The organism is Dokdonella sp. (genome assembly GCF_051958935.1).
Lineage (GTDB): Bacteria > Pseudomonadota > Gammaproteobacteria > Xanthomonadales > Rhodanobacteraceae > Dokdonella_A.
In genome coordinates, this window is the sequence record NZ_JBQCFP010000068.1 from 1 (window position 1) to 23852 (window position 23852).

Annotated in this window: 19 protein-coding genes; 11 read left to right on the plus strand and 8 right to left on the minus strand. The window is 69.5% G+C overall.

Annotated elements, in window-relative coordinates; genetic code table 11:
- Window positions 1-548 precede the first annotated feature (548 nt).
- The gene (locus tag ACTHK2_RS06405) at window positions 549-1799 is read right to left on the minus strand and encodes an MFS transporter (RefSeq protein ID WP_440244869.1); all 1251 of its coding nucleotides are present in this window, start codon (window positions 1797-1799) and stop codon (window positions 549-551) included.
- Window positions 1800-1871: 72 nt separating this feature from the next.
- Between ACTHK2_RS06405 and ACTHK2_RS06410 the strand changes: the two genes are divergently transcribed.
- The gene (locus ACTHK2_RS06410; protein ID WP_440244870.1) at window positions 1872-2642 is read left to right on the plus strand and encodes an AraC family transcriptional regulator; all 771 of its coding nucleotides are present in this window, start codon (window positions 1872-1874) and stop codon (window positions 2640-2642) included.
- On the opposite strand, the gene ACTHK2_RS06415 is transcribed toward ACTHK2_RS06410, so the two are convergent.
- The 4 genes from ACTHK2_RS06415 to mfd form a co-directional block, all read right to left on the minus strand.
- Window positions 2624-3160: a GNAT family N-acetyltransferase gene (locus ACTHK2_RS06415; RefSeq protein WP_440244871.1), complete on the minus strand. Its 537-nt coding sequence runs from the start codon at window positions 3158-3160 to the stop codon at window positions 2624-2626. The genes ACTHK2_RS06410 and ACTHK2_RS06415 overlap by 19 nt on opposite strands.
- Before the next feature lie 185 nt (window positions 3161-3345).
- Window positions 3346-4230, minus strand: coding sequence for an Hsp33 family molecular chaperone HslO (gene hslO / locus ACTHK2_RS06420; protein WP_440244872.1), 885 nt, complete (start codon window positions 4228-4230; stop codon window positions 3346-3348).
- A gap of 145 nt (window positions 4231-4375) precedes the next feature.
- On the minus strand, window positions 4376-4726 hold the full coding sequence (locus ACTHK2_RS06425) for a hypothetical protein (protein WP_440244873.1): 351 nt from the start codon (window positions 4724-4726) through the stop codon (window positions 4376-4378).
- Between the two features lie 218 nt (window positions 4727-4944).
- Entirely contained in the window at window positions 4945-8433 is a 3489-nt protein-coding gene (mfd, locus tag ACTHK2_RS06430; protein WP_440244874.1) for a transcription-repair coupling factor, read from the minus strand.
- Between the two features lie 273 nt (window positions 8434-8706).
- Between mfd and ACTHK2_RS06435 the strand changes: the two genes are divergently transcribed.
- Entirely contained in the window at window positions 8707-9804 is a 1098-nt protein-coding gene (locus ACTHK2_RS06435; protein ID WP_440244875.1) for an efflux RND transporter periplasmic adaptor subunit, read from the plus strand.
- 13 nt (window positions 9805-9817) lie between these two features.
- Window positions 9818-12967: an efflux RND transporter permease subunit gene (locus ACTHK2_RS06440; RefSeq protein ID WP_440244876.1), complete on the plus strand. Its 3150-nt coding sequence runs from the start codon at window positions 9818-9820 to the stop codon at window positions 12965-12967.
- Here the strand turns inward: ACTHK2_RS06440 and ACTHK2_RS06445 are convergent.
- Window positions 12958-13446 carry an N-acetyltransferase family protein gene (locus tag ACTHK2_RS06445; protein ID WP_440244877.1) on the minus strand — a complete coding sequence of 163 codons (489 nt, stop codon included), beginning with the start codon at window positions 13444-13446 and terminating at the stop codon, window positions 12958-12960. The two genes, ACTHK2_RS06440 and ACTHK2_RS06445, sit on opposite strands and share 10 nt — an antisense overlap.
- 200 nt (window positions 13447-13646) lie before the next feature.
- Between ACTHK2_RS06445 and ACTHK2_RS06450 the strand changes: the two genes are divergently transcribed.
- The 6 genes from ACTHK2_RS06450 (at window position 13647) to ACTHK2_RS06475 (ending at window position 19396) form a co-directional block, all read left to right on the plus strand.
- Window positions 13647-14024: an MmcQ/YjbR family DNA-binding protein gene (locus ACTHK2_RS06450; protein WP_440244878.1), complete on the plus strand. Its 378-nt coding sequence runs from the start codon at window positions 13647-13649 to the stop codon at window positions 14022-14024.
- A gap of 29 nt (window positions 14025-14053) precedes the next feature.
- On the plus strand, window positions 14054-14413 hold the full coding sequence (locus ACTHK2_RS06455; protein WP_440244879.1) for an MmcQ/YjbR family DNA-binding protein: 360 nt from the start codon (window positions 14054-14056) through the stop codon (window positions 14411-14413).
- Window positions 14414-14492: 79 nt separating this feature from the next.
- A complete protein-coding gene (locus ACTHK2_RS06460; RefSeq protein ID WP_440244880.1) occupies window positions 14493-15401 on the plus strand; it encodes a cation diffusion facilitator family transporter in 909 nt (302 codons plus the stop codon).
- A 10-nt stretch (window positions 15402-15411) separates the two neighbouring features.
- Window positions 15412-16527, plus strand: a complete 1116-nt coding sequence (locus tag ACTHK2_RS06465; protein WP_440244881.1) for a sensor histidine kinase — start codon at window positions 15412-15414, stop codon at window positions 16525-16527.
- On the plus strand, window positions 16520-17290 hold the full coding sequence (locus ACTHK2_RS06470) for a LytR/AlgR family response regulator transcription factor (protein WP_440244882.1): 771 nt from the start codon (window positions 16520-16522) through the stop codon (window positions 17288-17290). The genes ACTHK2_RS06465 and ACTHK2_RS06470 overlap by 8 nt, the downstream gene beginning before the upstream one ends.
- Before the next feature lie 150 nt (window positions 17291-17440).
- Complete coding sequence (locus ACTHK2_RS06475) at window positions 17441-19396, plus strand: pyrroloquinoline quinone-dependent dehydrogenase (protein ID WP_440244884.1); 1956 nt, start codon at window positions 17441-17443, stop codon at window positions 19394-19396.
- 161 nt (window positions 19397-19557) lie between these two features.
- Here the strand turns inward: ACTHK2_RS06475 and ACTHK2_RS06480 are convergent, their stop codons facing one another.
- Entirely contained in the window at window positions 19558-20058 is a 501-nt protein-coding gene (locus tag ACTHK2_RS06480) for a Slp family lipoprotein (protein WP_440244885.1), read from the minus strand.
- Between ACTHK2_RS06480 and ACTHK2_RS06485 the strand changes: the two genes are divergently transcribed.
- Complete coding sequence (locus ACTHK2_RS06485) at window positions 20057-20506, plus strand: GNAT family N-acetyltransferase (RefSeq protein ID WP_440244886.1); 450 nt, start codon at window positions 20057-20059, stop codon at window positions 20504-20506. The two genes, ACTHK2_RS06480 and ACTHK2_RS06485, sit on opposite strands and share 2 nt — an antisense overlap.
- A 48-nt stretch (window positions 20507-20554) precedes the next feature.
- Here ACTHK2_RS06485 and ACTHK2_RS06490 read toward each other — a convergent pair whose 3' ends face one another.
- Window positions 20555-21982, minus strand: a complete 1428-nt coding sequence (locus tag ACTHK2_RS06490) for a hypothetical protein (RefSeq protein ID WP_440244887.1) — start codon at window positions 21980-21982, stop codon at window positions 20555-20557.
- Between the two features lie 127 nt (window positions 21983-22109).
- Here ACTHK2_RS06490 and ACTHK2_RS06495 point away from each other — a divergent pair.
- Window positions 22110-23852 (plus strand): winged helix-turn-helix domain-containing protein (locus tag ACTHK2_RS06495; protein ID WP_440244888.1); only part of this gene is annotated, 1743 nt, incomplete at its 3' end.

Here is a 23852-nt window from a genome sequence, read left to right on the forward strand (position 1 = left end):
CGACATGCGCGACCACCGCGGCGCTTCGGCGGCACGCGCGTTGCGCGTCCCGCCCTACGCGGGCGCAGGTCACCGCGAGCAACGGTGGAGAATCGTAGGGCGGGTCGAGCGCGCAGCGAGTCCCGCTGCAATCTTGCGACATGCGCGACCACCGCGGTGCGTCGGCGGCACGCGCGTTGCGCGTACCGCCCCACGCGGGCGCAGGTCACCGCGAGCAACGGTGGAAACCTCGTAGGGCGGGTCGAGCGCGCAGCGCGAGTCCCGCCGCAACCTTGCGGCATGCGCGACCACCGCGGCGCTTCGGCGGCACGCGCGTTGCGCGTCCCGCCCCACGCGGGCGCAGGTCACCGCGAGCAACGGTGGAAACCTCGTAGGGCGGGTCGAGCGCGCAGCGCCAGTCCCGCCGCAGCCTTGCGGCATGCGCGACCACCGCGGCGCTTCGGCGGCACGCGCATTGCGCGTCCCGCCGTACGCGGGCGCAGGTCACCGCGAGCAACGGTGGAGACTCGTAGGGCGGGTCGAGCGCGCAGCGCGGGTCCCGCCGGCCGTCACGCCTTCACGCGCGGATCGGGCAGGAACCAGGCGAGCAGGCCCAGCGCGGGCAGCCACGCACAGATGCCATAGACCGCCTCGATGCCGATATGGTCGGCAAGCTCGCCGAGCACGGCCGCGCCGAGGCCGCCCATGCCGAACGCGAAGCCGAAGAACAAACCTGCGATGACGCCGGTGCGGCCGGGCACGAGTTCCTGCGCGTAGACGATGATCGCCGAGAACGCCGACGACAGGACCAGGCCGATCACGATCGTGAGCACGGTAGTCCAGAACAGGCTCGCATGCGGCAGCAGCAGGGTGAACGGCAGTACGCCGAGGATCGATCCCCAGATCACGTAGCGCCGGCCGATGCGGTCGCCGACCGGCCCGCCGACGAGGGTGCCCGCCGCGACCGCGCCGAGGAATGCGAACAGGTGCAGCTGCGCGCTCTGCGCACCGAGCTGGAACTTCTGCATGAGGTAGAACGTGTAGTAGCTGCTGATGCTCGCGAGATAGAAGTACTTGGAGAAGATCAGCACGCCGAGCACGAGCAGCGTCGCGATCACGGTGCGGCGCGGCAGCGCGTGCGCACGCTGTGCGATGCCCGCCGCGCGATGGGCACGGATATGCGTGGCATACCAGCCGCCGATGCGCGCGAGCAGCACGATCGCGACGAGCGCCGCGATCGCGAACCAGGCGACGCTGCCTTGCCCGCGCGGCATCACGATGAAGGCGGCGAGCAGTGGTCCGCTCGCCGAGCCGACGTTTCCGCCGACCTGGAACAGCGACTGCGCGAGCCCGTGCTGTCCGCCCGAGGCCATGCGCGCGACGCGCGAAGACTCGGGATGGAACACCGACGAACCCGACCCGATCAGCGCGGCCGCCAGCAGCAGCACCGGGAAGGTCGTCGCGTGCGAGAGCAGCAGCAGGCCGCCGAGGGTGAAGCCCATGCCGATCGCGAGCGAGTACGGCATCGGCCGCTTGTCGGTATAGATGCCGACGAATGGCTGCAGCAGCGATGCGGTGAGCTGGAAGGTCAGCGTGATGAGCCCGATCTGCCCGAAGTCGAGTGAGAACGATTGCTTGAGCAGCGGATAGATCGCCGGCAGCAGCGACTGGATGAGGTCGTTGAGCAGGTGGCAGACGCTCAGCATCGCGAGGATCGGGAAGGCGGTGCGTGCCGCGCTTTCAGCCGGGCGTTCGACAGGATCGGGCGGCGTGATCGGCGCGTCGGCGAGCGCGCCGGAAGCAGGGGAGGGATTGCGCATGAGCGTATTGGACATCGCGGGGCGGCTGCCCGCATTATCGAATAGGTCAGCTTCCCTTGCGATCGGGCCAACATGCGCAACGTCCACGCGAACCGGGCCGACGCCCTGCCCGGGCCGATCGTCGCCACGGCGAACGAGCTGCCGACGAACCATCACGTGCGGCGGCACCGGCACCGGCGTTCGCAGCTGCTGTATGCGGCGACCGGCGTCATGCTCGTCGGCACCGAAGCCGGGCGCTGGATCGTGCCGCCCGAGCGCGCGGTGTGGATTCCGGCCGGCATGCAGCACGAGGTGGATGCGCTCGCGCAGGTGAGCACGCGCAGCATCTACGTCGACCCTGCGATCGACGCGACCTTGCCGGCCGACTGCCGCGTGGTCGCGATATCGCCGCTGCTGCGCGAACTCCTGATCGAAACCGCCGACCTGCCGCTGCCGTACCGCAAGGGCTCGCGCAGCGACCTCGTGTTCTCGCTGATCGTCGAGGAGATCCGCCGTGCCCCGGTATTGCCGCTCGACATCCCTTTCCCGGCCGACGAACGGCTTGCCGCGCGCTGCCGTGCCCATCTTGCGCAGCCGTCGCCGCACGAAACGATCGACGACTGGTGCGCGGATCTCGCGTGGAGCCGGCGCACGTTCACGCGCCGCTTCCGCACGGAAACCGGCATCAGCTTCGCGCAGTGGCGGCGCCAGGCGGCGATCTTCGCCGCGTTGCCGCGGCTCGCCGCAGGCGAGCCGATCACGACGATCGCGTTCGACCTCGGCTACGAGAGCGCGTCCGCGTTCGCGACGATGTTCCGCCGCGTGACCGGCATCGCTCCGAGCCGCTACCTCGCGCCGTCCTGATCGAGCGGGAGGCGCATGACGCGATCGGTCTGCAGGTCGCCGCCGACGTCGAAGTTCTTGCTGCCGACGTCGAGGTAGCCGCATTTGCGATAGAAGGCGATTGCGCGCGGGTTGTGCTCCCACACGCCAAGCCAGAGGACGCGCGCGCCGGATGCGCGCGCGCTCGCCCGCACCGCGTCCATCAGCTGCTGCGCGACGCCGCGGCCGTGCGCGGCGCGGTCGACGTAGAACCGCCGCAGCTCGATCGCGTCCGCCCTGCCGACGCACGCGGGCGCGGGGCCGCGGTGCAGCTGCGCATAGGCGACGAGTTCGCCATCGAGAACCGCGAGCCATGTCATGGTGTCGCGGTCGGCGAGTTCACGCGACTGCTGATCGACGCCGTAGGTTTCAGCGAGGAAGGCCTGCAGGCGCACGGGGTCGTTGGCTGCGCCGAACGCGTCGGCGAAGCTGCGCGCGGCGAATGCGGCGAGCGTCGCGGCGTCGGCGGGCTCGCCCGGGCGGATCGTCATGGTGTCCATGCGGGTTTCGCCTTGTTCATGCCGGCCGCGTGCCTCGTGTCACGCGCGCCGGCGGTGCGCCGAATGACCCTTCGACTCCGGCCCTGCGGGCCCGCTCAAGGGAGAACGGCGGACGGATTCGACGCGGATGTAGTGCGGCAGGAAAGGGCCACCGGCCCGCGCGCGGCCGGAGCCATCCGCGGGCATCAGTGCCGCGTCGCCCCCGGTGGTGCAGGCTCGATCGCGCGGAAGACCTCGTGGACGTCGTTTTCGTCGAGCACGTAGCGCCGGTTGCAGAATTCGCAGTGCACTTCGATCGAGCCCTGTTCGGCGAGCGTGGCGTCCGCTTCGCCGCGGCCGAGCGAGCGCAGCATCCCCTCGACGCGTTCGCGCGAGCAGGTGCAGGCGAACACCAGGGGCTGCGCCGGTTGCAGGCGCACCTCTTCCTCGTGGAACAGGCGCAGCAGCAGCACGTCGGGCGGCAGCTCGAGCAGTTCACGCGCCGTCGTCGTCGCGAGCAGGTGGCCGACGCGGTTCCAGCCGTCCTCGTCGATCGTGCTCTGGCCGCCTTCGCGCGCGACCTGCTGCAGCATGAGGCCGCCGCAACGACCGCTGCTTTCCGCGAGCATGATGCGGGTCGGCAGCTGCTCGGAGCGTTCGAAGTAGCTTTCGAAAGCCTCCGCGAGGTCGCCCCCTTCGACCGGCACCATCCCCTGGTAGCGCGTATCGGTGACGCGGTTCTCGATCGTGATCGCGAGGCGTGCTTCGGGATCGAGCCGGATCGGCGCGGTCGGCGGCGCGCCGGTCCAGCGCGCAATGCCGCGCACGCAGCCGTCGTGCGTGCATTCGGCGAACAACAGACGCAGCGCGCCGCTGCCCTGCAGCTGCACGGAGAGGCGGCCGTCGAACTTGATCGAACTCGTGAAGAGCGCGCTCGCCGCCACGGCTTGGCCGCGCAGTTCGCCGAGCGGGCCCGGGTACTCGCCGTTGGAGCGCAGGTCGCGCCACCCCCGCTCCAGGCGAACCAACGCGCCACGGACACCGGCACGTTCGAGCTGGAAGCGGTGCAGCAGGTCGTTGGGCGACTTCATCGCCAGCCTGTCGTGGTTGCGCGCTGTGCGTTCACTGCCGTGCTCCATGTCGTCGATCGCGGAAAGTCTAGCGGCGCACGCGCAGGGTAGGCAACGAAAACGCCGGCGGCCCGGGGGCCGCCGGCGATGAGGTTGAAACCGTGCATCAATCGTCGTCGTGATCGTGGTTCTTGTAGTGCGCGATCACCCATTCGTTGCGCTCGTACGGCTTCTCGGTGTCGAGTTCGATGTTGACGCCGCCGCGCGTGATGTACGTGCGATACGTTTCGGGCAACTCGCTGGCCGAGCGCCAGTCGTCGCCTTCGCGCCAGTAGTACACCTTGGTTTCGGGGGCGAAGTAGATGTCGTGATCGCCGTAATAGACGTAGCGATGGTGGCCCTTCTTGACCGTCGTGGTCGTCGTGGTCTCCGTCGTCGTGGTCTGCTGGGCGACCGCCGGCAGCGCGGCCAGGGCGACCGTCGCGGTCGCAATGATCAAGCTGGAACGAAGGTTCATGGCGTGTCCTCATTGTGGCAATCGGAAGAACAGCGGCGTAAGGAAACGCCGTTGTCCGTCGAACGAGGCTACGCCGCGCCGCTGAACCGCGGCGTTGCGATGGATGAACGGGACAGTGGGCATTCACGCGCGCGTCGTCGATCGCGATCGCTGTACATCCAATGCAGTTCGAGCGCCGTTCACGCTCGAACAGCGCTTTCCACCGCCGCAAGGCGCGGCTACGCCGCGATGCGGGCGCCCAGCGCGCGGAGCAGGTCGTGCGCGGCACGCAGCCGTTCGCTCGCGCCTTCGAGCGGCAGCTTGAAGCGCAACTTGTCCTGGCCGTCCAGTGCATAGACACGGGGCTGCGACTGGATCAGGCGGATCACCGTGAGTGGTTCGACCGCGGGGTTCGGGCGGAAGATCACGCGTCCGCCGCTCGCGCCGAGTTCTAGCTTGCGGATGCCGAGCGGCGTCGCGGCGAGCTTGAGCGCGGTCACCGCGAACAGCTGCTTGACCGGGTCGGGCAACAGGCCGAAGCGATCGACCATTTCGACCTGCAGTTCGCGCAGCGCATCCTCGTCGCGCGCGCTCGCGATGCGCTTGTACAGGGTGAGGCGCGTGTTGACGTCGGGGAGATAATCGTCCGGGATCAGCGCGGGCAGGTGCAGCTCGATCTCGGTTTCGTGCTCGCTGGTGAGATCGAAATCCGGCACCTTGCCCTGGCGCAGCGCCCGCACCGCGCGATCGAGCATCTCGGTGTAGAGCGAGAAGCCGACTTCCTCGATCTGCCCGCTCTGCTCCTCGCCGAGCAGTTCGCCCGCGCCCCGGATCTCGAGATCGTGCGTGGCGAGCGTGAAGCCGGCGCCGAGTTCGTCGAGCGAGGCGAGTGCCTCGAGGCGCTTCTCCGCGTCGGCGGTGATCGAACGCCCTTCCGGGATCATCAGGTAGGCATAGGCGCGATGGTGCGAACGGCCGACGCGGCCGCGCAGCTGGTGCAGCTGGGCGAGACCGAAGCGGTCTGCGCGGTTGATGATGATCGTGTTCGCGCTCGGCACGTCGATGCCCGACTCGATGATCGTCGTCGCGACCAGCACGTTGAAGCGCTGGCGGTAGAAGTCGAGCATGATGAGCTCGAGTTCGCGGTCCGGCATCTGGCCGTGCGCGTAGCGGATGCGCGCGTCGGGCATGAGTTCGGCGAGTTCGCGAGCGGTCTTCTCGATCGTCTCGACGTCGTTGTGCAGGAAGTACACCTGCCCGCCGCGCGCGTGCTCGCGCTGCAGCGCCTCGCGGATCAGCGCCGTATCGTACGGGCTGATGAACGTCTGGACGGCGAGGCGGTGTGCCGGTGGCGTGGCGATGATCGACAGGTCGCGCAGCCCGGCCATCGCCATGTTGAGCGTGCGCGGAATCGGCGTCGCGGTGAGGGTGAGCAGGTCGACCTCGGCGCGCAGCTTCTTCAAGGCTTCCTTCTGGCGCACGCCGAAACGCTGCTCCTCGTCGATGATGACGAGACCGAGGTCCTTGAAGCGCACGTCGGGCTGCACCAGCTTGTGCGTGCCGATCATCACGTCGATGCGCCCGTCCGCGAGCTTCTCCAGCGCGGCGTCGATCTCCTTCTTCGACTTGAAGCGCGACAGCACCTCGACACGGATCGGCCAGTCGGCGAAGCGGTCGCGGAAGTTCTGGAAGTGCTGCTGGGCGAGCAGGGTGGTCGGCGCGAGCACCGCGACCTGCTTGCCCGCAGTCGCGGCGGCGAATGCGGCGCGCAGCGCGACTTCGGTCTTGCCGAAGCCGACGTCGCCGCAGACCACGCGGTCCATCGGTTTGGCCGCGGCGAGGTCGGCGAGCACGGCTTCGATCGCGGTGCTCTGGTCGGGCGTTTCCTCGAACGGGAACGCGGCGGCGAACTGCTCGTTGAGTTCGCGGTCGATCACCAGCGCCGTGCCCTGGCGTGCCTCGCGCTGCGCGTAGATCGCGAGCAGCTCGGCGGCGACGTCGCGCACCTTCTGCGCGGCCTTCTTCTTCGCGCGTTCCCATGCATCGCCGCCGAGTGCGTGCAGCGGCGCGAGTTCGGGCGCAGTACCGGAGTAGCGCGAGACGAGGTGCAGCTGCGCGACCGGCACGTACAGCTTGTCGCCCTTGGCGTACTCGATCGCGAGGAACTCCGAAGGCTCCTCGCCGAACTGCGCGCGGCCTCCCACGTCGAGCTTGATCAGCCCCTGGTAGCGACCCACGCCGTGGTCGATGTGCACGATCGGCGCGCCCGGCACGAGCTCGGACAGGTCGCGCAGCACCTGTTCCGGGTCGCGCGCGGCGCGCTTGCGCCGGCGCACCTGCTGCACGCGCTCGCCATGCAACTCGCGCTCGGTGAGCACGGTGATCGCGGGGTCGGTCAGCGCGAAACCCTGTTCCAGCGATGCCGCGGTGATGCCGAAACGGTTGCCGTCATCGATGAAATCGCGCCAGCCGGCATACGACTGCGGGCGCAGGCGCGCGGCGGCGAGTTGTTCGATCAAGGCCTCGCGGCGACCGGCCGAATCGGCCGCGATCAGCACGCGTCCGGGATACGCGGCGACGAAGCGCCGAAGCGCCTCGCCGGATTCGTCACCCTTGCGCGCGAGCGGCAGCATCGGCGCCGGCTGCGTGCCGAGGTCGACGGCGTGGCGTTCGGCCGCGCCAGGGTCGGCGGCTGGTGCGTTCGAAACGATGTCGACGCGCAACGCCACGTTGAGGCGCTCGCGCAGTTGCTGCGTGGTCAGGTACAGCTCGGCCGGCGGCAGCACCGGGCGCTCGACGTCGTGCGCGCGCTGCGCGTAGCGCTCGCCGGTCTGCGTCCAGAACGTGTCGGCGGCATCGAGCGCGCCTTCGCCGAGCACGAACAGCGCGCCATCGGCGAGGTAATCGAACAGCGTTTCGGTCTGCGCGAAGAACAGAGGCAGGTAATACTCGATGCCGGCCGGCGTTGCGCCTTCCTTGATGTCCTGGTAGAGCGGGCAGCGGCGCGGATCGATCGGGAAGCGCTCGCGCAGCGTGTTGCGGAACGCCTTCGCCGACTCCTCGGTGAGCGGGAATTCGCGCGCGGGCAGGAGGCGCACCGCGTCGACCTTGTGGTCCGAGCGCTGAGTCTCCGGATCGAACGTACGGATCGATTCGATCTCGTCGTCGAAGAGCTCGACGCGATACGGCGCCGGGCTGCCCATCGGGTAGATGTCGAGCAGCGCGCCACGCACCGCGAAATCGCCCGGCTCCTGCACCTGCGGCACGTTGCGGTAACCGGCCGCCTCGAGGCGGCGCTGCTCGTGCGCGATGTCGAGCTTCTGGCGCAGCTCCAGCACGAGGCTCGAACCGCCGACGTAGCCGCGCGGCGCGAGCCGTTGCATGAGCGTGGCGACCGGCACGACGAGCACGCCGCGCGCGAGCGTCGGCAAGCGGTACAGCGTGGCGACGCGTTGCGAGACGATGTCCGGGTGCGGCGAGAACAGGTCGTAGGGCAGGGTTTCCCAATCGGGGAACTGCAGCACCTCGACGTCGCTGCCGGCGAACACCGCCAGTTCGGCCTCGAGTGCGTGAGCGGCGTGGGTATCGCGCGCAACCGCGACGACGAGCCCCGCGTGCGTGCGCGCCGTTTCGGCCAGCGCGAGGGCGAACGCGGAGCCGTGCGGCGCCTTCCAGTAGCGACGCTGGCGGGACGAACTCGGCAGGGTGGGTTGGATCAGTCGGGTCATGCAGGACATCGGCGGGTGCGTCGGCGGTAACGGCGCGGCGCAGGAATCGCTCATTCTATCAGGCTGGCGGCGGTCGGCCCGTGCAGACCGGGCGCGTGCGCGAGATGATGCCGAAAGTCATGCGCATCAAGCGCGAGCCGGCGGCCTGGGCCGATCGTCACGCGGGGTCTTTACCTCGCATTTACCGGCCTGTCGGGAACCCCGACAGGCCGATCGGCGACAATAGCGTGATCGATCCAAAGGAGTGGGTGGCGGATGGACGGGTGGCGAGTCATGCAACGCGGTGCGAAGTTCGCCGGCCTGGCGTTGGCCTGTACGCTTGCGGCGGCGTGTTCGCGTGACCATGCGCCGCCGGCAGCACCGCCCGCGCCGGTCGTCGTCGCCACCGCGGCGACGCGCGACATGCCCGTGCTCGTCAATGCGCCGGGCAGCGTCGAGGCGATCAACAGCGTCGCGGTGAAGTCGCTCGTCGACGGCCAGCTGCTCGAAGCGCTCGTCGAGGACGGCGCCGACGTGAGTGCGGGCCAACTGCTGTTCCGCATCGACCCGCGCCCCGCGCAGGCAAGCCTGCAGCAGGCGCTCGCGCAGCAGGCGAAGGACCAGGCGACGCTCGATCAGGCGCGCTCGCAGGTGAAGCGCTACGAGGACCTCGCGGCCAAGGGCTATCTCTCGGCCGACCAGATGGAGCAGTACCGCACCAACCTCGACGCCGCGCGCGCGAGCGTGAAGGTCGACGAGGCGAACGTCGCCGCCGCGCGCGTCGCGCTGTCCTACACCGACATCCGTGCGCCGTTGGCGGGCCGCATCGGGCGCATCCTGATCCAGCCCGGCAATGTCGTGAAGGCGAACGACACCAACCCGCTGGTGACGATCAACCAGATCGAGCCGATCTACGTGAACTTCTCGCTGCCCTCGTCGCTGCTCGGCCGGGTGCAGGCGGCGCAGAAGGCGGCCCCGCTGCTCGCCCAGGCGAACGTGGTCGGCGTCGACGACCCGGTCGAAGGCAGGGTCGCGTTCATCGACAACGCGGTCGACACGAGCACGGGCACGGTGCGCCTGCGTGCGGAGTTTCCCAATGCGGGACACGTGCTGTGGCCGGGCCAACTGGTCGGCGTGAGCCTCACGATCGGCCACGACCCGGGTGCGATCGTCGTGCCTGCGCAGGCAGTGCAGAACGGGCCCGACGGTGCCTACGTTTTCGTCGTACGCAGCGACCAGACCGCCGAACAGCGCAAGGTGGCTGTCGCCCGCGTCGTCGCCGGCGAAGCGGTGGTGGAGCTGGGCCTCGCGGCCGGCGAGACGGTCGTGGTCGACGGCCAGTCGCGCGTCGAGGACAAGGCGGCGGTGAAGGTCATGCCGGCCTCGGGCTGACGGGAGCACGGCGATGAGCGTCTCCGAAGTCTTCGTGCGCCGGCCGGTCATGACCACCCTGGTCATGGTCGGCATCCTCGTGTTCGGCATCGTCGGCTACCGCTTGCTGCCAGTCGCCGCGCTGCCGAATGTCGACTTCCTGACGATCCAGGTGTCGGCGAGCCTGCCGGGTGCGTCGCCGGAAACGATGGCATCGGCGGTCGCGACGCCGCTCGAGAAGCAGTTCTCGACGATTCCCGCGATCGATTCGATGACCTCGTCGAGCGCGCTCGGCTCGACCAACATCACCCTGCAGTTCGCGCTCGACCGCAACATCGACGCGGCCGCGCAGGACGTGCAGGCGGCGATCTCGGCCGCGCTGCGCCAGCTGCCGAGCCAGATGACGACGCCGCCGACGTTCCGCAAGGTGAACCCGGCCGACTCGCCCATCTTCTTCGTCGCGTTCACCTCGAAGACCTTGCGCCTGTCGACGCTCGACGAGTACGCCGAGAACACGCTCGCGCAGCGCATCTCGACCGTGAACGGCGTCGCCCAAGTCAACGTGTACGGCTCGCAGAAATATGCGGTGCGCATCGACCTCGATCCGGACGCGCTGTCGACGCGCGGCCTCGGCATCGACACTGTCGCCGCCGCGATCGGCAAGGGCAACGTGAACCTGCCCACCGGCACGCTGTACGGCCCGAACCGCATCTACAACGTGATGGTCGGCGGCCAGCTGTACGACGCGGCCGCGTTCGGCGACCTCATCGTGACCTACCAGAACGGCGCGCCGGTGCGCCTAAAGGACGTTGCCCGCGTCTACGACGGCGTGCAGAACGACAAGGGCGGCGCGCTCATCGATGGCGAGCAGGGCGTCGTGCTCGCGATCCAGAAGCAGCCGGGCACGAACACGATCCAGGTCGTCGAAGACATCAGGAAGATGCTGCCGGCGTTCCAGCGCACGCTGCCCGCGGGCGCGGAACTGCGCGTGATCTACGATCGCTCGCAGAGCATCCGCGAATCGGTCGCCGACGTGAAGTTCAGCCTCGTCCTCGCGCTTTGCCTGGTCGTGCTCGTGATCTTCGTGTTCCTGCGCAACCTGCAGGCGACCCTGATTCCCTCGCTGGCGCTGCCGATGTCGATCGTCGGCACGTTCGCGGTCATGTACGCGCTCGGTTTCAGCATCGACAACCTGTCGCTGATGGCGCTCACGCTCGCGGTCGGCTTCGTCGTGGACGACGCGATCGTCATGCTCGAGAACATCTCGCGCCACCTCGAGATGGGCAAGGACCGCTTGCGCGCGACGCTCGATGGTGCGAAGGAAATCGGCTTCACGATCGTGTCGATGACCCTGTCGCTGGCCGCGGTGTTCATCCCGGTGGTGTTCATGGGCGGCCTCATCGGCCGCCTGCTCGAAGAGTTCGCGATCACGATCGTCGCGGCCGTGCTCGTTTCGGGCTTCGTCAGCCTCAGCCTGACTCCGATGCTGTGCAGCCGCATGCTCAAGCCCCTGCATGGCGGCACGCACGGCCGCCTGTACCAGGCCTGCGAGCGCGCGTTCGACGCGCTGCAGTCGGCCTACGCGCGCACCCTGCGCGTGAGCGTGCGGCATCGTTTCATCGTGTTGCTCACGTTCTTCGCGCTCGTCGTCGCGACCGGCGTGCTCGCGGTGCGCATGCCGAAGGGCTTCCTCCCCAACGACGACACCGGCCAGCTGTTCGTCTTCACCCAGGCGGCGCAGGACATCGGTTTCGACGCGATGCTGGACAAGCAGCGCAAGGCCGCGGACATCCTGCGCAGCAATCCGAACGTCGCGGGCGTCATGGCCTTCGTCGGCGCGGGCGGCAGCAGTGCCACGCTCAACCTCGGCCGCATGATCGTCAACCTCAAGCCGCCGCACGAGCGCAAGAGCGCCGACGAGGTCGTGCAGGAGATCCGGCCGCTGCTGCAGGGCATCCCGGGCCTGCAGGCGTTCGCGCAGAACCTGCCGCTGATCCGCATCGGCGGGCGCCTCACCAACAGCACCTACCAGTTCGTGCTGCAGGACACCGACACCAAGCGCCTGTTCGAATGGACCCCAAAGCTCGTCGCCGCGCTGTCGAAGCTCCCCGGTTTCCTCGATGTCAGCAGCGACATGCTCGTCGCCAATCCACAGCTCGACGTGACGATCGACCGCGACGCCGCGGCCGCCTACGGCGTCACGCCCGACGCGATCGAGAACGCGCTCTACTACGCGTTCGGGCCGGCGCAGGTGTCGACGATCTACACGCCGACCGACCAGTTCTGGGTGCTGCTGCAGGTCGATCCCGCGCGCCAGGCCGATACCTCGGTGCTGTCGTCGATCTACGTGACGCCGACCCTGCCACCGAAGGCGAGCGCCGGCGACGCGACCGCGATACCGTCGAGCCAGCTCGTGCCGTTGTCGGCCGTCACCCGCACGGGCCAGTCGGTCGGCCCGGCGACGATCAACCACCTCGGCCAGGTGCCCGCGGTGACCGTGTCGTTCAACCTCGCGCCCGGGATGTCGCTGAGCGACGCGGTGGCCGGCGTCGACCGCACGGTCGCGCAGCTGCACCTGCCCGACACGATCAGCGCATCGTTCCAGGGCACCGCGCAGCAGTTCCAGGATTCGCTGTCGGGCATGGGCATCCTGCTGCTGCTCGCGGTGTTCGTGATCTACCTCGTGCTCGGCATCCTCTACGAAAGCTTCATCCACCCGCTGACGATCCTCTCGGGCCTGCCGACCGCGGTGTTCGGCGCGTTGCTGACGCTCATGGTGTTCGGCAAGGACCTCGACCTTTACGGCGCGGTCGGCCTCATCATGCTGATCGGCATCGTCAAGAAGAACGCGATCATGATGATCGACTTCGCGCTCGAGAAGCAGCGCGAGGGCGAGGATCCCGAGCACGCGATCGTCGATGCCTGCGTCATCCGCTTCCGCCCGATCATGATGACGACGTTCGCCGCGCTGATGGGCACCCTGCCAATCGCGCTCGGCTTCGGTGCGGGCGCCGAAGCGCGTCGGCCGCTCGGCCTCGCCGTGGTCGGCGGCCTCGTGACCTCGCAGCTGCTCACGCTCTACATCACGCCGGTCATCTATCTCTACTTCGAACGCCTGCAGCAATGGATGCGGCGTCGGCGTGGCGGCGTCCCCGCGGTGGACGCCGCGCAGCCTCAGGCGTAGGCGCGCAGCGGGCGGCGGAGGTCGAAGCGCACGCGCACGAGATCGGCTTCGCCGGGCACCGCCTCGCGCCGCGCGCCGAGGCGGCGCGAGAAGTCGAGCATGAGCGCGTTGTCGGCGAGCACCGAGCCCCACAGCTCGACGAGGCCGCGTCGACGGCCTTCGCTGACCAGCCGCTGCATGAGTGCACGGCCGACGCCGATGCCGAGCAGGGTCGGGTCGACGACCACCGCGAACTCCGCCGAACGGCCTTCCGCGTCGACGTGCATGCGCGCCTCGGCGCGGATCTCGCCGTCGTCGTCGACGACGACGAAGGCCGCGGTTTTCGCCGGATCGAAATGGACGAGATTGTGAGCGGCCTGGTCGGACAGCTCGGTCATGCGATGGAACACGCGCTGGCGGACCTGGTCCGGCGTGAGCCGGGCGAAGCCGCGCTTGAGCGCGTCGATGTCTTCCTCGCGCACCGGGCGTAGGCGCAGCACGCGCCCATCGGCAGTGCGGAACGCACGTCCGCGCGGACGCGATGGGCGGCGATTCGGCGAGCGGGCCTGGGTCATGCGGCAGCGGGGGCGGGCGACCGCGCAAGCATGCCATGCGGCGCGGTCGCGCGCCTTGCGCGGGTGCGGGTTCCCGCCCCGGTCGCGACGGGCTAGGATGCGTGTTTTGGGGTGGAGTCGAGCCGATGGGCAAGCCGGTCACGGGCCTGGGTGAAACAGACCTCGACGATCTGTGCGCACGCTGGCCGGGTGCGACGCGCTCGATCAAGTGGGAAGTGGACCTCGTCTGGAGCGTCGCGAACAAGATGTTCGTCGTTTACTGCACGCTCGGCCCCGATCGCGGCCGCCTTTCGTTCAAGGTCGATTCGGACCGTTTCCTCGAGCTCAGCGAGCAGCCGGGAATGGCGCCCGCGCACTACATGGCGCGCGCGTTCTGGATCAGCGTGACCGAGCCGGAACGCTACACGCGCGACGAGCTCGCGGGCTTCGTGCGCCGATCCTACGAACTCGTGCGCGCGAACCTGCCGAAGAAGACGCAGGCGGCGCTCGGCGACGGCGAATGAGCGCGCTCGCGCGGCGGTCGAGGTGATGCATGCCTGGCCTTCGCCCCGACGACTTCCGCCGGCTCGCGCTCGACTTGCCCGATGCGTTCGAAGGCGCGCACATGGGGCACGCCGACTTTCGCGTGGGCAAGCGCATTTTCGCGACGCTCGGTGCGCCCGATGCGCACTGGGGAATGGTCAAGCTCGCGCCGGAGCAGCAGGAACTGTTCATGCGCGTGGACCCGGCCGCATTCACGCCCGCGAAGGGCGCATGGGGCCGCCAGGGCTGCACGCTCGTGCGGCTCGACGCCGTGCGCGCCGACCTGCTGCACGACGCGCTCTGCGCGGCCTGGCGTAACGTCGGGCAGCCCCGGAGAACCCACGGGAAGCCCCAGCGCCACGCGAAGTGACGTCGCGGCATCGCCCGCCTACCGTTCCGCGCCCGTCCCGCCCTACACTGGCGAACCCCGATCCACGGAACGATCCTGCATGTCCGGCAAGGCCGACTCGCTCAAGACGATCTTCTTCGCGCTCGGCGCGAACTTCGCGATCTTCGTGTCGAAGGCCGCCGCGGCCGCGCTGACCGGCTCGGGCGCGATGACCGCCGAGGCGGTGCATTCGCTCGCCGACTGCGGCAACCAGGGCCTGCTGCTGCTCGGCCTCAAGAACGCGAAGCGGCTGCCGTCGCCCGACTATCCGCTCGGCCACGGAAAGGCGATCTACTTCTGGTCGTTCCTCGTCGCGCTGCTGCTGTTCACGGTCGGCGGTGCGTTCTCGATCTACGAGGGCCTGCACAAGCTGCACGAACCCGAACCGCTGCGCTGGCCTTGGCTCGCGGTCGGCGTGCTCGCGTTCGGCATCGTCGCCGAGAGCTTCTCGATGTGGGGCTGCCTGCGCGAGGTGAACAAGGCGCGCGGCGACCACGGCCTCTGGTACTGGTTCCGCGAGAGCCGGCAGAGCGAACTGATCGTCGTGTTCGGCGAGGACCTCGCCGCGCTGCTGGGCCTCGTGTTCGCGCTCGCCGCGGTGCTGCTGACCATGCTCACCGGCAACCCCGTGTTCGATGCGATCGGCACACTCGCGATCGGCGTGCTGCTGGTGCTGGTCGCGTTGTTCGTTGCAATCGAGGTGAAGGCATTGCTGATCGGGCAGAGTGCCGATCCCGAACTCAAGGGCGCGATCAATGCGTTCCTCGAGCAGCGCCCGGAGATCGCGCGCGTGTTCAACGTGATCACGCTGCAGCTCGGCGTCGACGTCATGGTCGCGGTGAAGGCCGAGATGCGCGGCGACCTCTCCGCGCGCGCACTGGTCGAGGCGATCAACGCGATCGAGGGCGACCTCAAGGCGCGCTTCCCCGATGTGCGCTGGTCGTTCTTCGAGCCCGACGTGGCGGACTGAGGTGGCGGTCGTGCCCGAGGCCGGTGGGCAGGTCCCGCTCGTCGCAGCGGCCGGCGATGGCGCCGGCCGCGTACGCTGGCGGCCATGGGTCGCCTATGCGATGGCCTGGCTCGGCATCGGTCTCTGGCTCGGCATCAACGTCGTCATCGGCCATCGCAACAGCGGCAGCCGCATCCCGGCATGGGAACCGATGTGCTGGGAACTCAGCAGCGCGGTCGTCGTCGCGGTGCTCGCGATCGGCATCTTCCGCTTCGAACGACGCCATCCGCTGTCGGGCAGGGACTGGCTGCGGCGCGTGCCGCTGCACCTGGCCGCGGCGATCGTCTTCTCGCTGTTGCACACGCTCGGCATGGTCGGGCTTCGCAAGTTGGTCTACGCGCTCGTGGGCGAACACTACGAATTCGGCGACCCGCTGCTCGGCTTCGCCTACGAGTTGCAGAAGGACCTCATCAGTTACGCGCTGATCGCCGGCGCCTGCGTCGCCTGGCGCGCCCAGCGCGCGCGGCGCGAGCGCGAACTCGCCGTGCTGCAGCTCGAGCGCGACCTGGGCCAGGCGCGCCTCGCTCAGCTGACCGCGCAGATCGAGCCGCACTTCATGTTCAACACGCTCAATGCGATCTCCAACCGCATGCACGAGGACGTCGAGGCGGCCGACCGCATGATCGCCGCGCTCGCCGTGCTCATGCGCGTCGCGCTCAGCGAGACCGGCGACGCACGCGTGCGCGTGGTCGACGACGTGGTCTGGCTCGAGCGCTACTTCGAACTCATGCGCGAGCGCTTCCGCGGCAAGCTCGAGACGCAGGTCGAGGTCGAGCCGGCGGCGCGCGATGCGCGCATCCCGCGCCTGCTGCTGCAACCGCTTGTGGAGAACGCGTTCGAGCACGGGCTCGCTTCCGGCCGCGGCCGCGTGCAGGTGACGATCGGTGCGAACGATGCGACCGTGTTCTGCACGGTCGAGGACGATGGCCGCGGGCTCGCCCCGGGCTACGAGCCGGGCGTCGGGCTCACCAACGTGCGCCACCGGCTCGAACTCATGTATCCGGGCCGGCATCGTTTCTCGATCGGGCCCGGCCGCATCGCCGGCACGCGTATCGAGATCGAACTGCCGTTCGAACGCGATGCCTGAAATCCGCGTCGCGATCGTCGAGGACGAACCGCCCGCGCGTGCGAAGCTGCGTCGCCTGCTCGAAGCGCATCCGGGCTGGAAAATCGTCGGCGAGGCGGAAGACGTCGCCGGCGGCGTCGCGCTGCTGCGCGCGCAGGCGCCGGACCTTTTGTTCCTCGACATCCAACTTGGCGCGGAGAACGGATTCGACGTGCTCGCGCGCACCGCGCCGCCGCATCCGCTGGTCGTGTTCACGACCGCATACCACGAGCATGCGCTGCGTGCGTTCGAGGTCGCCGCACTCGACTACCTGCTCAAGCCGTTCGACCGCGCCCGGTTCGCGCAATGCCTCGATCGCGTCGCCGCACGCCTCGCGGAACGGCGCGGCAGCGAAGGTGGAGCAGCGGATGAGGAACGCCTGCGCCGCGTCGGCGACCTCGGTCGCGCCGGACGCCTCGCCAGCATCGTCGTGCACGAGCGTGGGCGCGCGCGCATCGTGCCGATCGCCGACGTGCTGCGCCTGTCCGCGGCGGGCAACTATGTCGAAGTACACACGCGCGAACGCACGCATCTCGTGCGCGCGACCCTGTCGCGCCTCGCGCAGCGGCTCGACCCCGCGCGGTTCCTGCGCGTGCACCGCTCGCATCTCGTGCGCGCGGACTTCATCGACGCGGTCGCGCCGCGCGCGCACGGCGACCTCGCGCTGACCTTGCGCGACGGCACCGAGCTGCTGCTCAGCCGGCGCTATCGCGCGCTGCTGCCCGAGGACTGGCGCGGCGACTGATCATGTGACGGCATGACACCGATTGTCGGGCGGCGCCGACGGCGGCGGGGCTTCGTCCCGCCTGCGTCGCCGGGCGTCCCGCTCGTCCCATCGCGCTTGTCCGGCGCCGGGACCGCGCGTCCAATCAGCGCGGAACGGAGGAGGACTGCAATGAGGAAGATCCTGCTCGCCGCGGGATTCGCGGCGGCGCTGCCGGCGCAGGCGGCATTCGAATGGACCGCGTATGGCGGCGATGGACGCGGCCAGCGGCATGCACCGCTCGCGCAGATCACGCCCGCGAATGTCGGACGGCTCGAACTCGCCTGGACGTTCCGAACCGGCGAACTCGGCGAAGGCTTCGCGCGCGCGAAGGACGCGCTCACGTTCGAGGCGACGCCGCTGATGGTCGACGGCACGCTCTACTTCGATACGGCGACCGGCAAGGCGTTCGCGCTCGATGCAGCGACCGGCCAGCTGCGTTGGCAGTTCGACGCGCAGGTGCCGCGCGACTTCGACTACTCCGAGATGGCGTCGCGCGGCGTCAGCTGGTGGCGCGATGCGCAGGCCGACGCCGCGGCCGCGTGCGCCGAGCGCATCCTGTTCGCGACGATCGATGCACGCCTGATCGCACTCGATGCGCGCAGCGGCACGCCCTGTGCAGGTTTCGGCACGAATGGCGAAGTCGCGCTGTCCAGAGGCGTGCGCCTGTCGCAATGGCGTCTCGGCCAGTACGAAGTCACCTCGCCCCCGGCGATCGCCGGCGATGTCGCGGTGATCGGTTCGGCGATCGGCGACAATGGCGGCACCGATCTCGAGCTCGGCGTCGTGCGTGCGTTCAACCTGCGCAGCGGTCGCGAGATCTGGCATTGGGACCCGATTCCACGCACGGCGCGCATGCCCGCCGATGCCGCCAACCCCGAGTTCGGCGAACTCGACGCGCAGCAGGCGCACTGGACCGGTGCGGCGAATGCCTGGGCGCCGCTCGCGGTCGATGCAGATCGCGGCCTCGTGTTCGTGCCGACGGGCTCGCCGAGCCCCGATTTCTTCGGCGGCGTACGGTCCGGCGATACGCAGTGGGCGAACTCCGTCGTCGCCTTGCGCGTCGCGACGGGTGAGTTCGTCTGGGGGCGCCAGCTCGTCCATCATGACCTGTGGGACTACGACGTCGCCTCGCAGCCGATGCTCGTCGACCTCGAGCGCGACGGGCGCAGCGTTCCCGCGCTCGTGCAGCTGCACAAGACCGGACAGGTGTTCGTGCTGGATCGCGAGACCGGCGAGGCGCTGTTTCCGATCGAGGAGCGCGCGGTGCCGCAGGACGTGGTCGACGGCGAAGTGCCGTCGCCGACGCAACCGTTCTCCGCGTTGCCGCCGCTGGTGTCGCATGCGCCGGTCAAGCCCGAAGATGCCTGGGGACTCACGTTCTGGGATCGCAACGCGTGCCGGGAACGCATCGCGGCGCTGAAGAGCGAAGGCATCTACACGCCGCCGAGCCTTGCCGGCACGATCGAGCGCCCGGGTTACGCAGGCGGTTCGAATTGGGGCGGCGGCGCGTGGGACCCTGCGCGGCACCTGCTCGTCGCGAACGTGATGGAACTGCCGTTCGTGGTCACGCTGGTCCCGCGCGCGGAGTTCGTCCCACAGTACGAATCGGGCCGTTACGAAGGCTGGGAGTTCGCCTCGCAACGCGGCACGCCGTACGGCATGCGCCGCACGCTGCTGAAGTCGCCGCTCGGCGCGCCGTGCATCGCGCCGCCATGGGGGAAGCTCGTCGCGGTCGATCTCGCCAAAGGCACGATCGCGTGGTCGAAGCCGCTCGGTACCTCGCGCGACCGCGCGCCGTGGCCGTTCTGGGACATCCTCGGGGCGCCCAACATCGGCGGCCCGCTCACGACCGCCGGCGGACTCACCTTCGTCGGCGCGACGTCCGACAATTACCTTCGCGCGTTCGATACGGCGACCGGCACCGAGGTGTGGACGATGCGCCTGCCCGCGGGTGCGCAGGCGACGCCGATGAGCTACGAGGCCGGCGGGCGCCAGTATGTCGTCGTCGCGGCGGGTGGCCATGCGAAATTCGGGACCACGCGCGGCGACTACGTGCTCGCGTTCGCGTTGCCCGCCGGCGAATAGGGTGCGACGCAGCCGCGCGACGCGTCATGGCGGTGCGAGGCGGTTGACCGCGAGTGCCACCGCGTCGATGGCGCGCGGTTTCGGGACAGTCGACGGTCGTCGGCGCTCGTCGAATCCGGTCGGACTCGCGGTCGTGCGTCATCGCATCCCCATGGCCCGACTCAACGGATACCGACGCCCACGCCGACGCCGAAACTCCACTGGCCGCGATCATCCGGGAAAGTCCGCGGCCACAGGTGCACCTCGGCGTCGGCGACGCGCGGATGCACCACCTCGCTGCGGTCGATCGTGCGGATTTCGCTGCCGGCGATGCGCCCGCGCAGGCTCAGCCAGCGGCCCGGCGGGTAGTCCATCGGTTCGACGAAGCCGGGCAGGACGAGCACGAAGCGCCCCTGCGACGGCGCGCGCGTGTCGGGCCGCTGCCCGCGGGCGAGCGGGTACGCGACGAGCTGGACTTCGGTCGTATCGGCGAGGTTTTCCAGCGCGACGATCTTGCCGCCCCAGACGACCTCGGCGTCGTGATAGCGTTCGGGTGCTGTGGCGACGTCGGCGACGCCCGGCGAGGCGGCAGGCGCGTCCTTGAATACGGGCGTTGCACAACCGGCAAGCGCGCCGAGCAGCAGCATCGGCAACCAAGGCAGGCGGGAGGACGGGCAGGGCATGGGCGAGCACCACGAGCGGTCGATCGATGGGCTCCTATTCTCCACCGATCGCGCACGCCTGGACATCGATGCGATCCACGCTTTCCTCGCCCACGAGTCGTACTGGGTGCCCGGCATCCACCGCGAGCTGGTCGAGCGCGCGATCGAGCGTTCGCTCTGCTTCGGCGTCTACGAAGGCACGCGCCAGCTCGGCTTCGCGCGCGTGGTGACCGATGGCGCCGGCTTCGCCTATCTCGGCGACGTGTTCGTCGTCGATGCGGCGCGCGGGCGCGGCATCGGCAAGCGCCTCATGGAGTTCGTGTTCGCGCATCCGGACCTCGTGCGCGTGCGTCGCTTCATGCTCGCGACGCGCGACGCGCATGGGCTTTATGCGCAGTACGGCTTCACGCCGCTCGCGAACCCCGAGAAGTTCATGGAGCGCTACGACCCCGACGCGCTATCGCGTTGAGGAATCGCGAACGCCCGCCGCGCGGGAGGCGGGCACCGCACCGGTTGCTCAGCCGCCGTCGAAGCCGTCGGCGAACAGCGCATCGCGCGTGTAGAAGTACGACGCGCCCTGGTAGAGGTTGTCGCCGACCTTGCGCCCATAGGCGCCGACGACGAAGGTGCCTCCCGAGATGCCGGCCGCGAAGCCGTAGTACGGGAACAGGTCGCTCGGATCGCCCGACGGATGCTCGTACGCCTGCAGCAGGTTCCAGTGGCCGCCGGCGTCGAGCCCGAACAGGTCGACGCGGCCCTGGCCGGCGCCGTAGCCGGGATAGGTGACGACCGCCCGATCACCCGAGAGGGCGACGGACACGGCGTAGAAGATGTCGGTCGCGCCGTCGGGCGCGAGGATCTTCTGCGTCTGCGTCCATGCGCCGCCGTCGTGCGCGAACGCGTAGAACTCGCCGAGGAATCCGTTGCCGACCGGCACGCCGACGAGCGCGTGCGCATCGTCGTAGCTGACCGAAAGCCCGAACGCATCGTTGGCGAGGCCGTCGTCGGCAACGATCTCCTGCGCCTGCGTCCAGCTGCTGCCGTCATACTCGTAGAGGAACACGGCGCCTTGTGACACGTGGTCGCCGACCTTGGTGTTCGGCGAGCCGATCATCACGCTGCCGCCGTGCGCGGCGACCGAGTAGCCGAACTGGTCGTTGGCGATGCCATCGGGATTGGTGATTTCGCCCGAAGGCTGCAGCGAGCCCTCGTTCACGCCCGAATACGCGTACACCGCGCCCTGCCCGAAGTGGCCATTGATCGTCGCGGCGTACGAGCCGACGAACGCGTGGTCGCCGTCGAGCGCGACCGCGGCGCCGAAGAAGCTCTGCGCCGTACCGTCGTCGGCGACGAGCTTCTGCGTCTGCGTCCAGGCGCCGTCGGCGTAGCGGAACACATAGGCCGCGCCTTGCTGCGCGTGCCCGTCGATCGTCGCGAAGTGCGCGCCGACGAGCGCGGTATCGCCCTGGATCGCGACCGCGTAACCGAAGAAGTCGCCGGTCTCGCCGTCGTCCGCGGTGAGCACGTCGGTCTGCACCCAGCCGCCGCCTTCGTTGCGCAGGATGTACGCGCGACCGGGCCCCGCGGGGATGCCGCCGGAGTCCGAACCGGGCTGCGGCGCGCTGATGATCGCGACGTTGCCGTCGATCGCCACGGCCGATCCGAACGTATCTTCCTGGATACCGTCGGTGACGAATACTTCCTGTTCGAGCCACGGCACGCTGCCGTTCGGCGACAGCGAGTGCGGCAGGTTCGCCATGGACGCGCCCGCCTGCGCCTGCTGCAGTGCGGCGAGGCGGGCCGGGAGCGATGCCGGGAACGCGCTCGCCCGTGTCACGGGCCCGTGCGTGGGAGCGCGGGCGGAGGCAGGCGAGGGCACGCTCGAAGCGGTCGTCGCGATGGCCGCGAGCGCGAGCGGCAGGAAGGGGCGCAAGGGATTGGACACGGGTGGTTCCTCGCCAGCGTGGGGGAGCACAAGGGATACGACATCGGCTATCGTGCGCCCTGTGCTGCGCCGTGGGCGTGGGTGTAATTTGCGTGTGATCCATGTGTGACGGCGCTGCGGCGTGACCATGCTCGCGAAATCTGCCATTCCAGGGCGCGCCGTCTACCGGTTCGGTCCGTTCCTGCTCGACGCCGGCGAACGCCGCCTGCAGCGCGGCGGCGCCGAGGTTTCGCTCACGCGCAAATCATTCGACCTGTTGCTGCTGCTGGTCGAGGATGCGGGGCGCCTGCAGTCGCGCGAGGCGCTTTACGCGGCGCTCTGGCCCGACACGATCGTCGAAGAGCACACGCTGACCTGGCACCTCAGCGCGCTGCGCCGAGCGCTCGGGGATACCGGGGATGCTCCGCAATACATCGAGACCGTGCGTGGACACGGCTATCGCTTCGTGGCCGCTGCGCAGAGGATCGAGCTGGAGCCCGCGACCGCCGGCCCGGCCGCGCCGGAACCGCACGGCACATCCTCCGCAACGGCGGCCGGCGCGGCGCCGGAGGCCGCGTCCGCGCGATCCGCAAGGCGCCGCATGCACGTCGCGCTCGCGCTGCTCGCCGCTTTCGGCATCGTTGTCGCCGCGTGGTCGTTCCTGCGCGGCGGCGGCTCGCGCGGTTCCGCGAGCGCGCCGCCGCATTCGATCGCGGTGCTGCCGTTCGCGAACCTCAGCGCGGATCCCGCCAATGCCTATTTCGCGAGCGGCATCCAGGAAACGATCCTCGCCCAGCTCGCCGGCATCTCGGACCTGCGCGTGGTTTCGCGGCGTTCGACCGCGGCCTACGAGAGCCGACCCGCCGACCTCGCCGATGTCGCGCGCGAACTCGGCGTCGCCAGCGTACTCGAAGGCAACGTGCAGAAGTCGGGTGCGGACGTGCTCATCAACGTGCAGCTGATCGATCCGGCGAGCGGCACGCAACTGTGGGCGCACAGCTATCGGCGCATGCTCGCCGATGCGTTCGCGGTACAGAGCGACGTCGCCGAGCAGGTCGCTTCGGCGCTGCAGGCGAAGCTGCTGCCGGCCGACCAGAGCCGCTTCGCGCGCTTGCCGACGCAGGATGCGGAAGCCTACGACCTGTTCCTGCGTGCGGAATATTCCGCACTGCAGGTCGAGATGGGCACGGCCAACGACCGTCACGCGGCGACCGCGCAGGCGCGTGCGCTGTACGAGCAGGCGATCTCGCGCGATCCGAAGTTTGCACTCGCCTACGCGCGCCTGTCCTTTCTCGAGAGCCACGCCTACTGGCTGCCGCTCGACCACACGCCCGCGCGTGCCGCCGCCGGCCTGCGTGCGGCGCAGCGCGCACTCGAGCTCGATCCGGATCTCGCGCAATCGCACCTCGCGATGGGATACGCGCACTACTACGGCCGGCGCGACTACCCGGCCGCGCTCGCCGAGTTCCGCCGTGCGTTGCGCGACATGCCGAGCAATGCCGACGTCACCGCGTCGATCGCGAACATCCAGCGCCGTCGCGGCGAATGGGACGATGCGCTCGCCGGCTACCGCCGCGCCGAACTGCTCGATCCGCGCAATCCGCAGTGGCCGATGCTCGTCGGCGACACGCTGACCAACATGGGCCGGTACGCCGAAGCCGATACCGCCTACGAGCGCGCGCTCGTGATCGATCCGCACAGCGCGACGAGCGCGATCAGCCAGGCGTTCTCGCGCGAGATCGGCGGTGATTCGCGGGGAGCCGCGCACAAGCTCGCGCAGCTGCCCGCCGATGCGAATCCCGACGGCTTCGCGACCACCGCGCGATTCGTCGCGGCCTGGCTCCGGCGCGATGCGGCGGCCGCGCTCGCCGTACTCGACGATGCACCGCCG

Excerpts from the sequence above, each read along its gene's own strand:
- ACTHK2_RS06405 (WP_440244869.1), bottom strand. The coding sequence starts at position 1,799 with ATGCGCAATCCCTCCCCTGCTTCCGGCGCGCTCGCCGACGCGCCGATC.
- ACTHK2_RS06410 (WP_440244870.1), top strand. The coding sequence starts at position 1,872 with ATGCGCAACGTCCACGCGAACCGGGCCGACGCCCTGCCCGGGCCGATC.
- ACTHK2_RS06415 (WP_440244871.1), bottom strand. The coding sequence starts at position 3,160 with ATGGACACCATGACGATCCGCCCGGGCGAGCCCGCCGACGCCGCGACG.
- hslO (WP_440244872.1), bottom strand. The coding sequence starts at position 4,230 with ATGAAGTCGCCCAACGACCTGCTGCACCGCTTCCAGCTCGAACGTGCC.
- ACTHK2_RS06425 (WP_440244873.1), bottom strand. The coding sequence starts at position 4,726 with ATGAACCTTCGTTCCAGCTTGATCATTGCGACCGCGACGGTCGCCCTG.
- mfd (WP_440244874.1), bottom strand. The coding sequence starts at position 8,433 with ATGACCCGACTGATCCAACCCACCCTGCCGAGTTCGTCCCGCCAGCGT.
- ACTHK2_RS06435 (WP_440244875.1), top strand. The coding sequence starts at position 8,707 with ATGCAACGCGGTGCGAAGTTCGCCGGCCTGGCGTTGGCCTGTACGCTT.
- ACTHK2_RS06440 (WP_440244876.1), top strand. The coding sequence starts at position 9,818 with ATGAGCGTCTCCGAAGTCTTCGTGCGCCGGCCGGTCATGACCACCCTG.
- ACTHK2_RS06450 (WP_440244878.1), top strand. The coding sequence starts at position 13,647 with ATGGGCAAGCCGGTCACGGGCCTGGGTGAAACAGACCTCGACGATCTG.
- ACTHK2_RS06455 (WP_440244879.1), top strand. The coding sequence starts at position 14,054 with ATGCCTGGCCTTCGCCCCGACGACTTCCGCCGGCTCGCGCTCGACTTG.
- ACTHK2_RS06460 (WP_440244880.1), top strand. The coding sequence starts at position 14,493 with ATGTCCGGCAAGGCCGACTCGCTCAAGACGATCTTCTTCGCGCTCGGC.
- ACTHK2_RS06470 (WP_440244882.1), top strand. The coding sequence starts at position 16,520 with ATGCCTGAAATCCGCGTCGCGATCGTCGAGGACGAACCGCCCGCGCGT.
- ACTHK2_RS06475 (WP_440244884.1), top strand. The coding sequence starts at position 17,441 with ATGAGGAAGATCCTGCTCGCCGCGGGATTCGCGGCGGCGCTGCCGGCG.
- ACTHK2_RS06485 (WP_440244886.1), top strand. The coding sequence starts at position 20,057 with ATGGGCGAGCACCACGAGCGGTCGATCGATGGGCTCCTATTCTCCACC.
- ACTHK2_RS06480 (WP_440244885.1), bottom strand. The coding sequence starts at position 20,058 with ATGCCCTGCCCGTCCTCCCGCCTGCCTTGGTTGCCGATGCTGCTGCTC.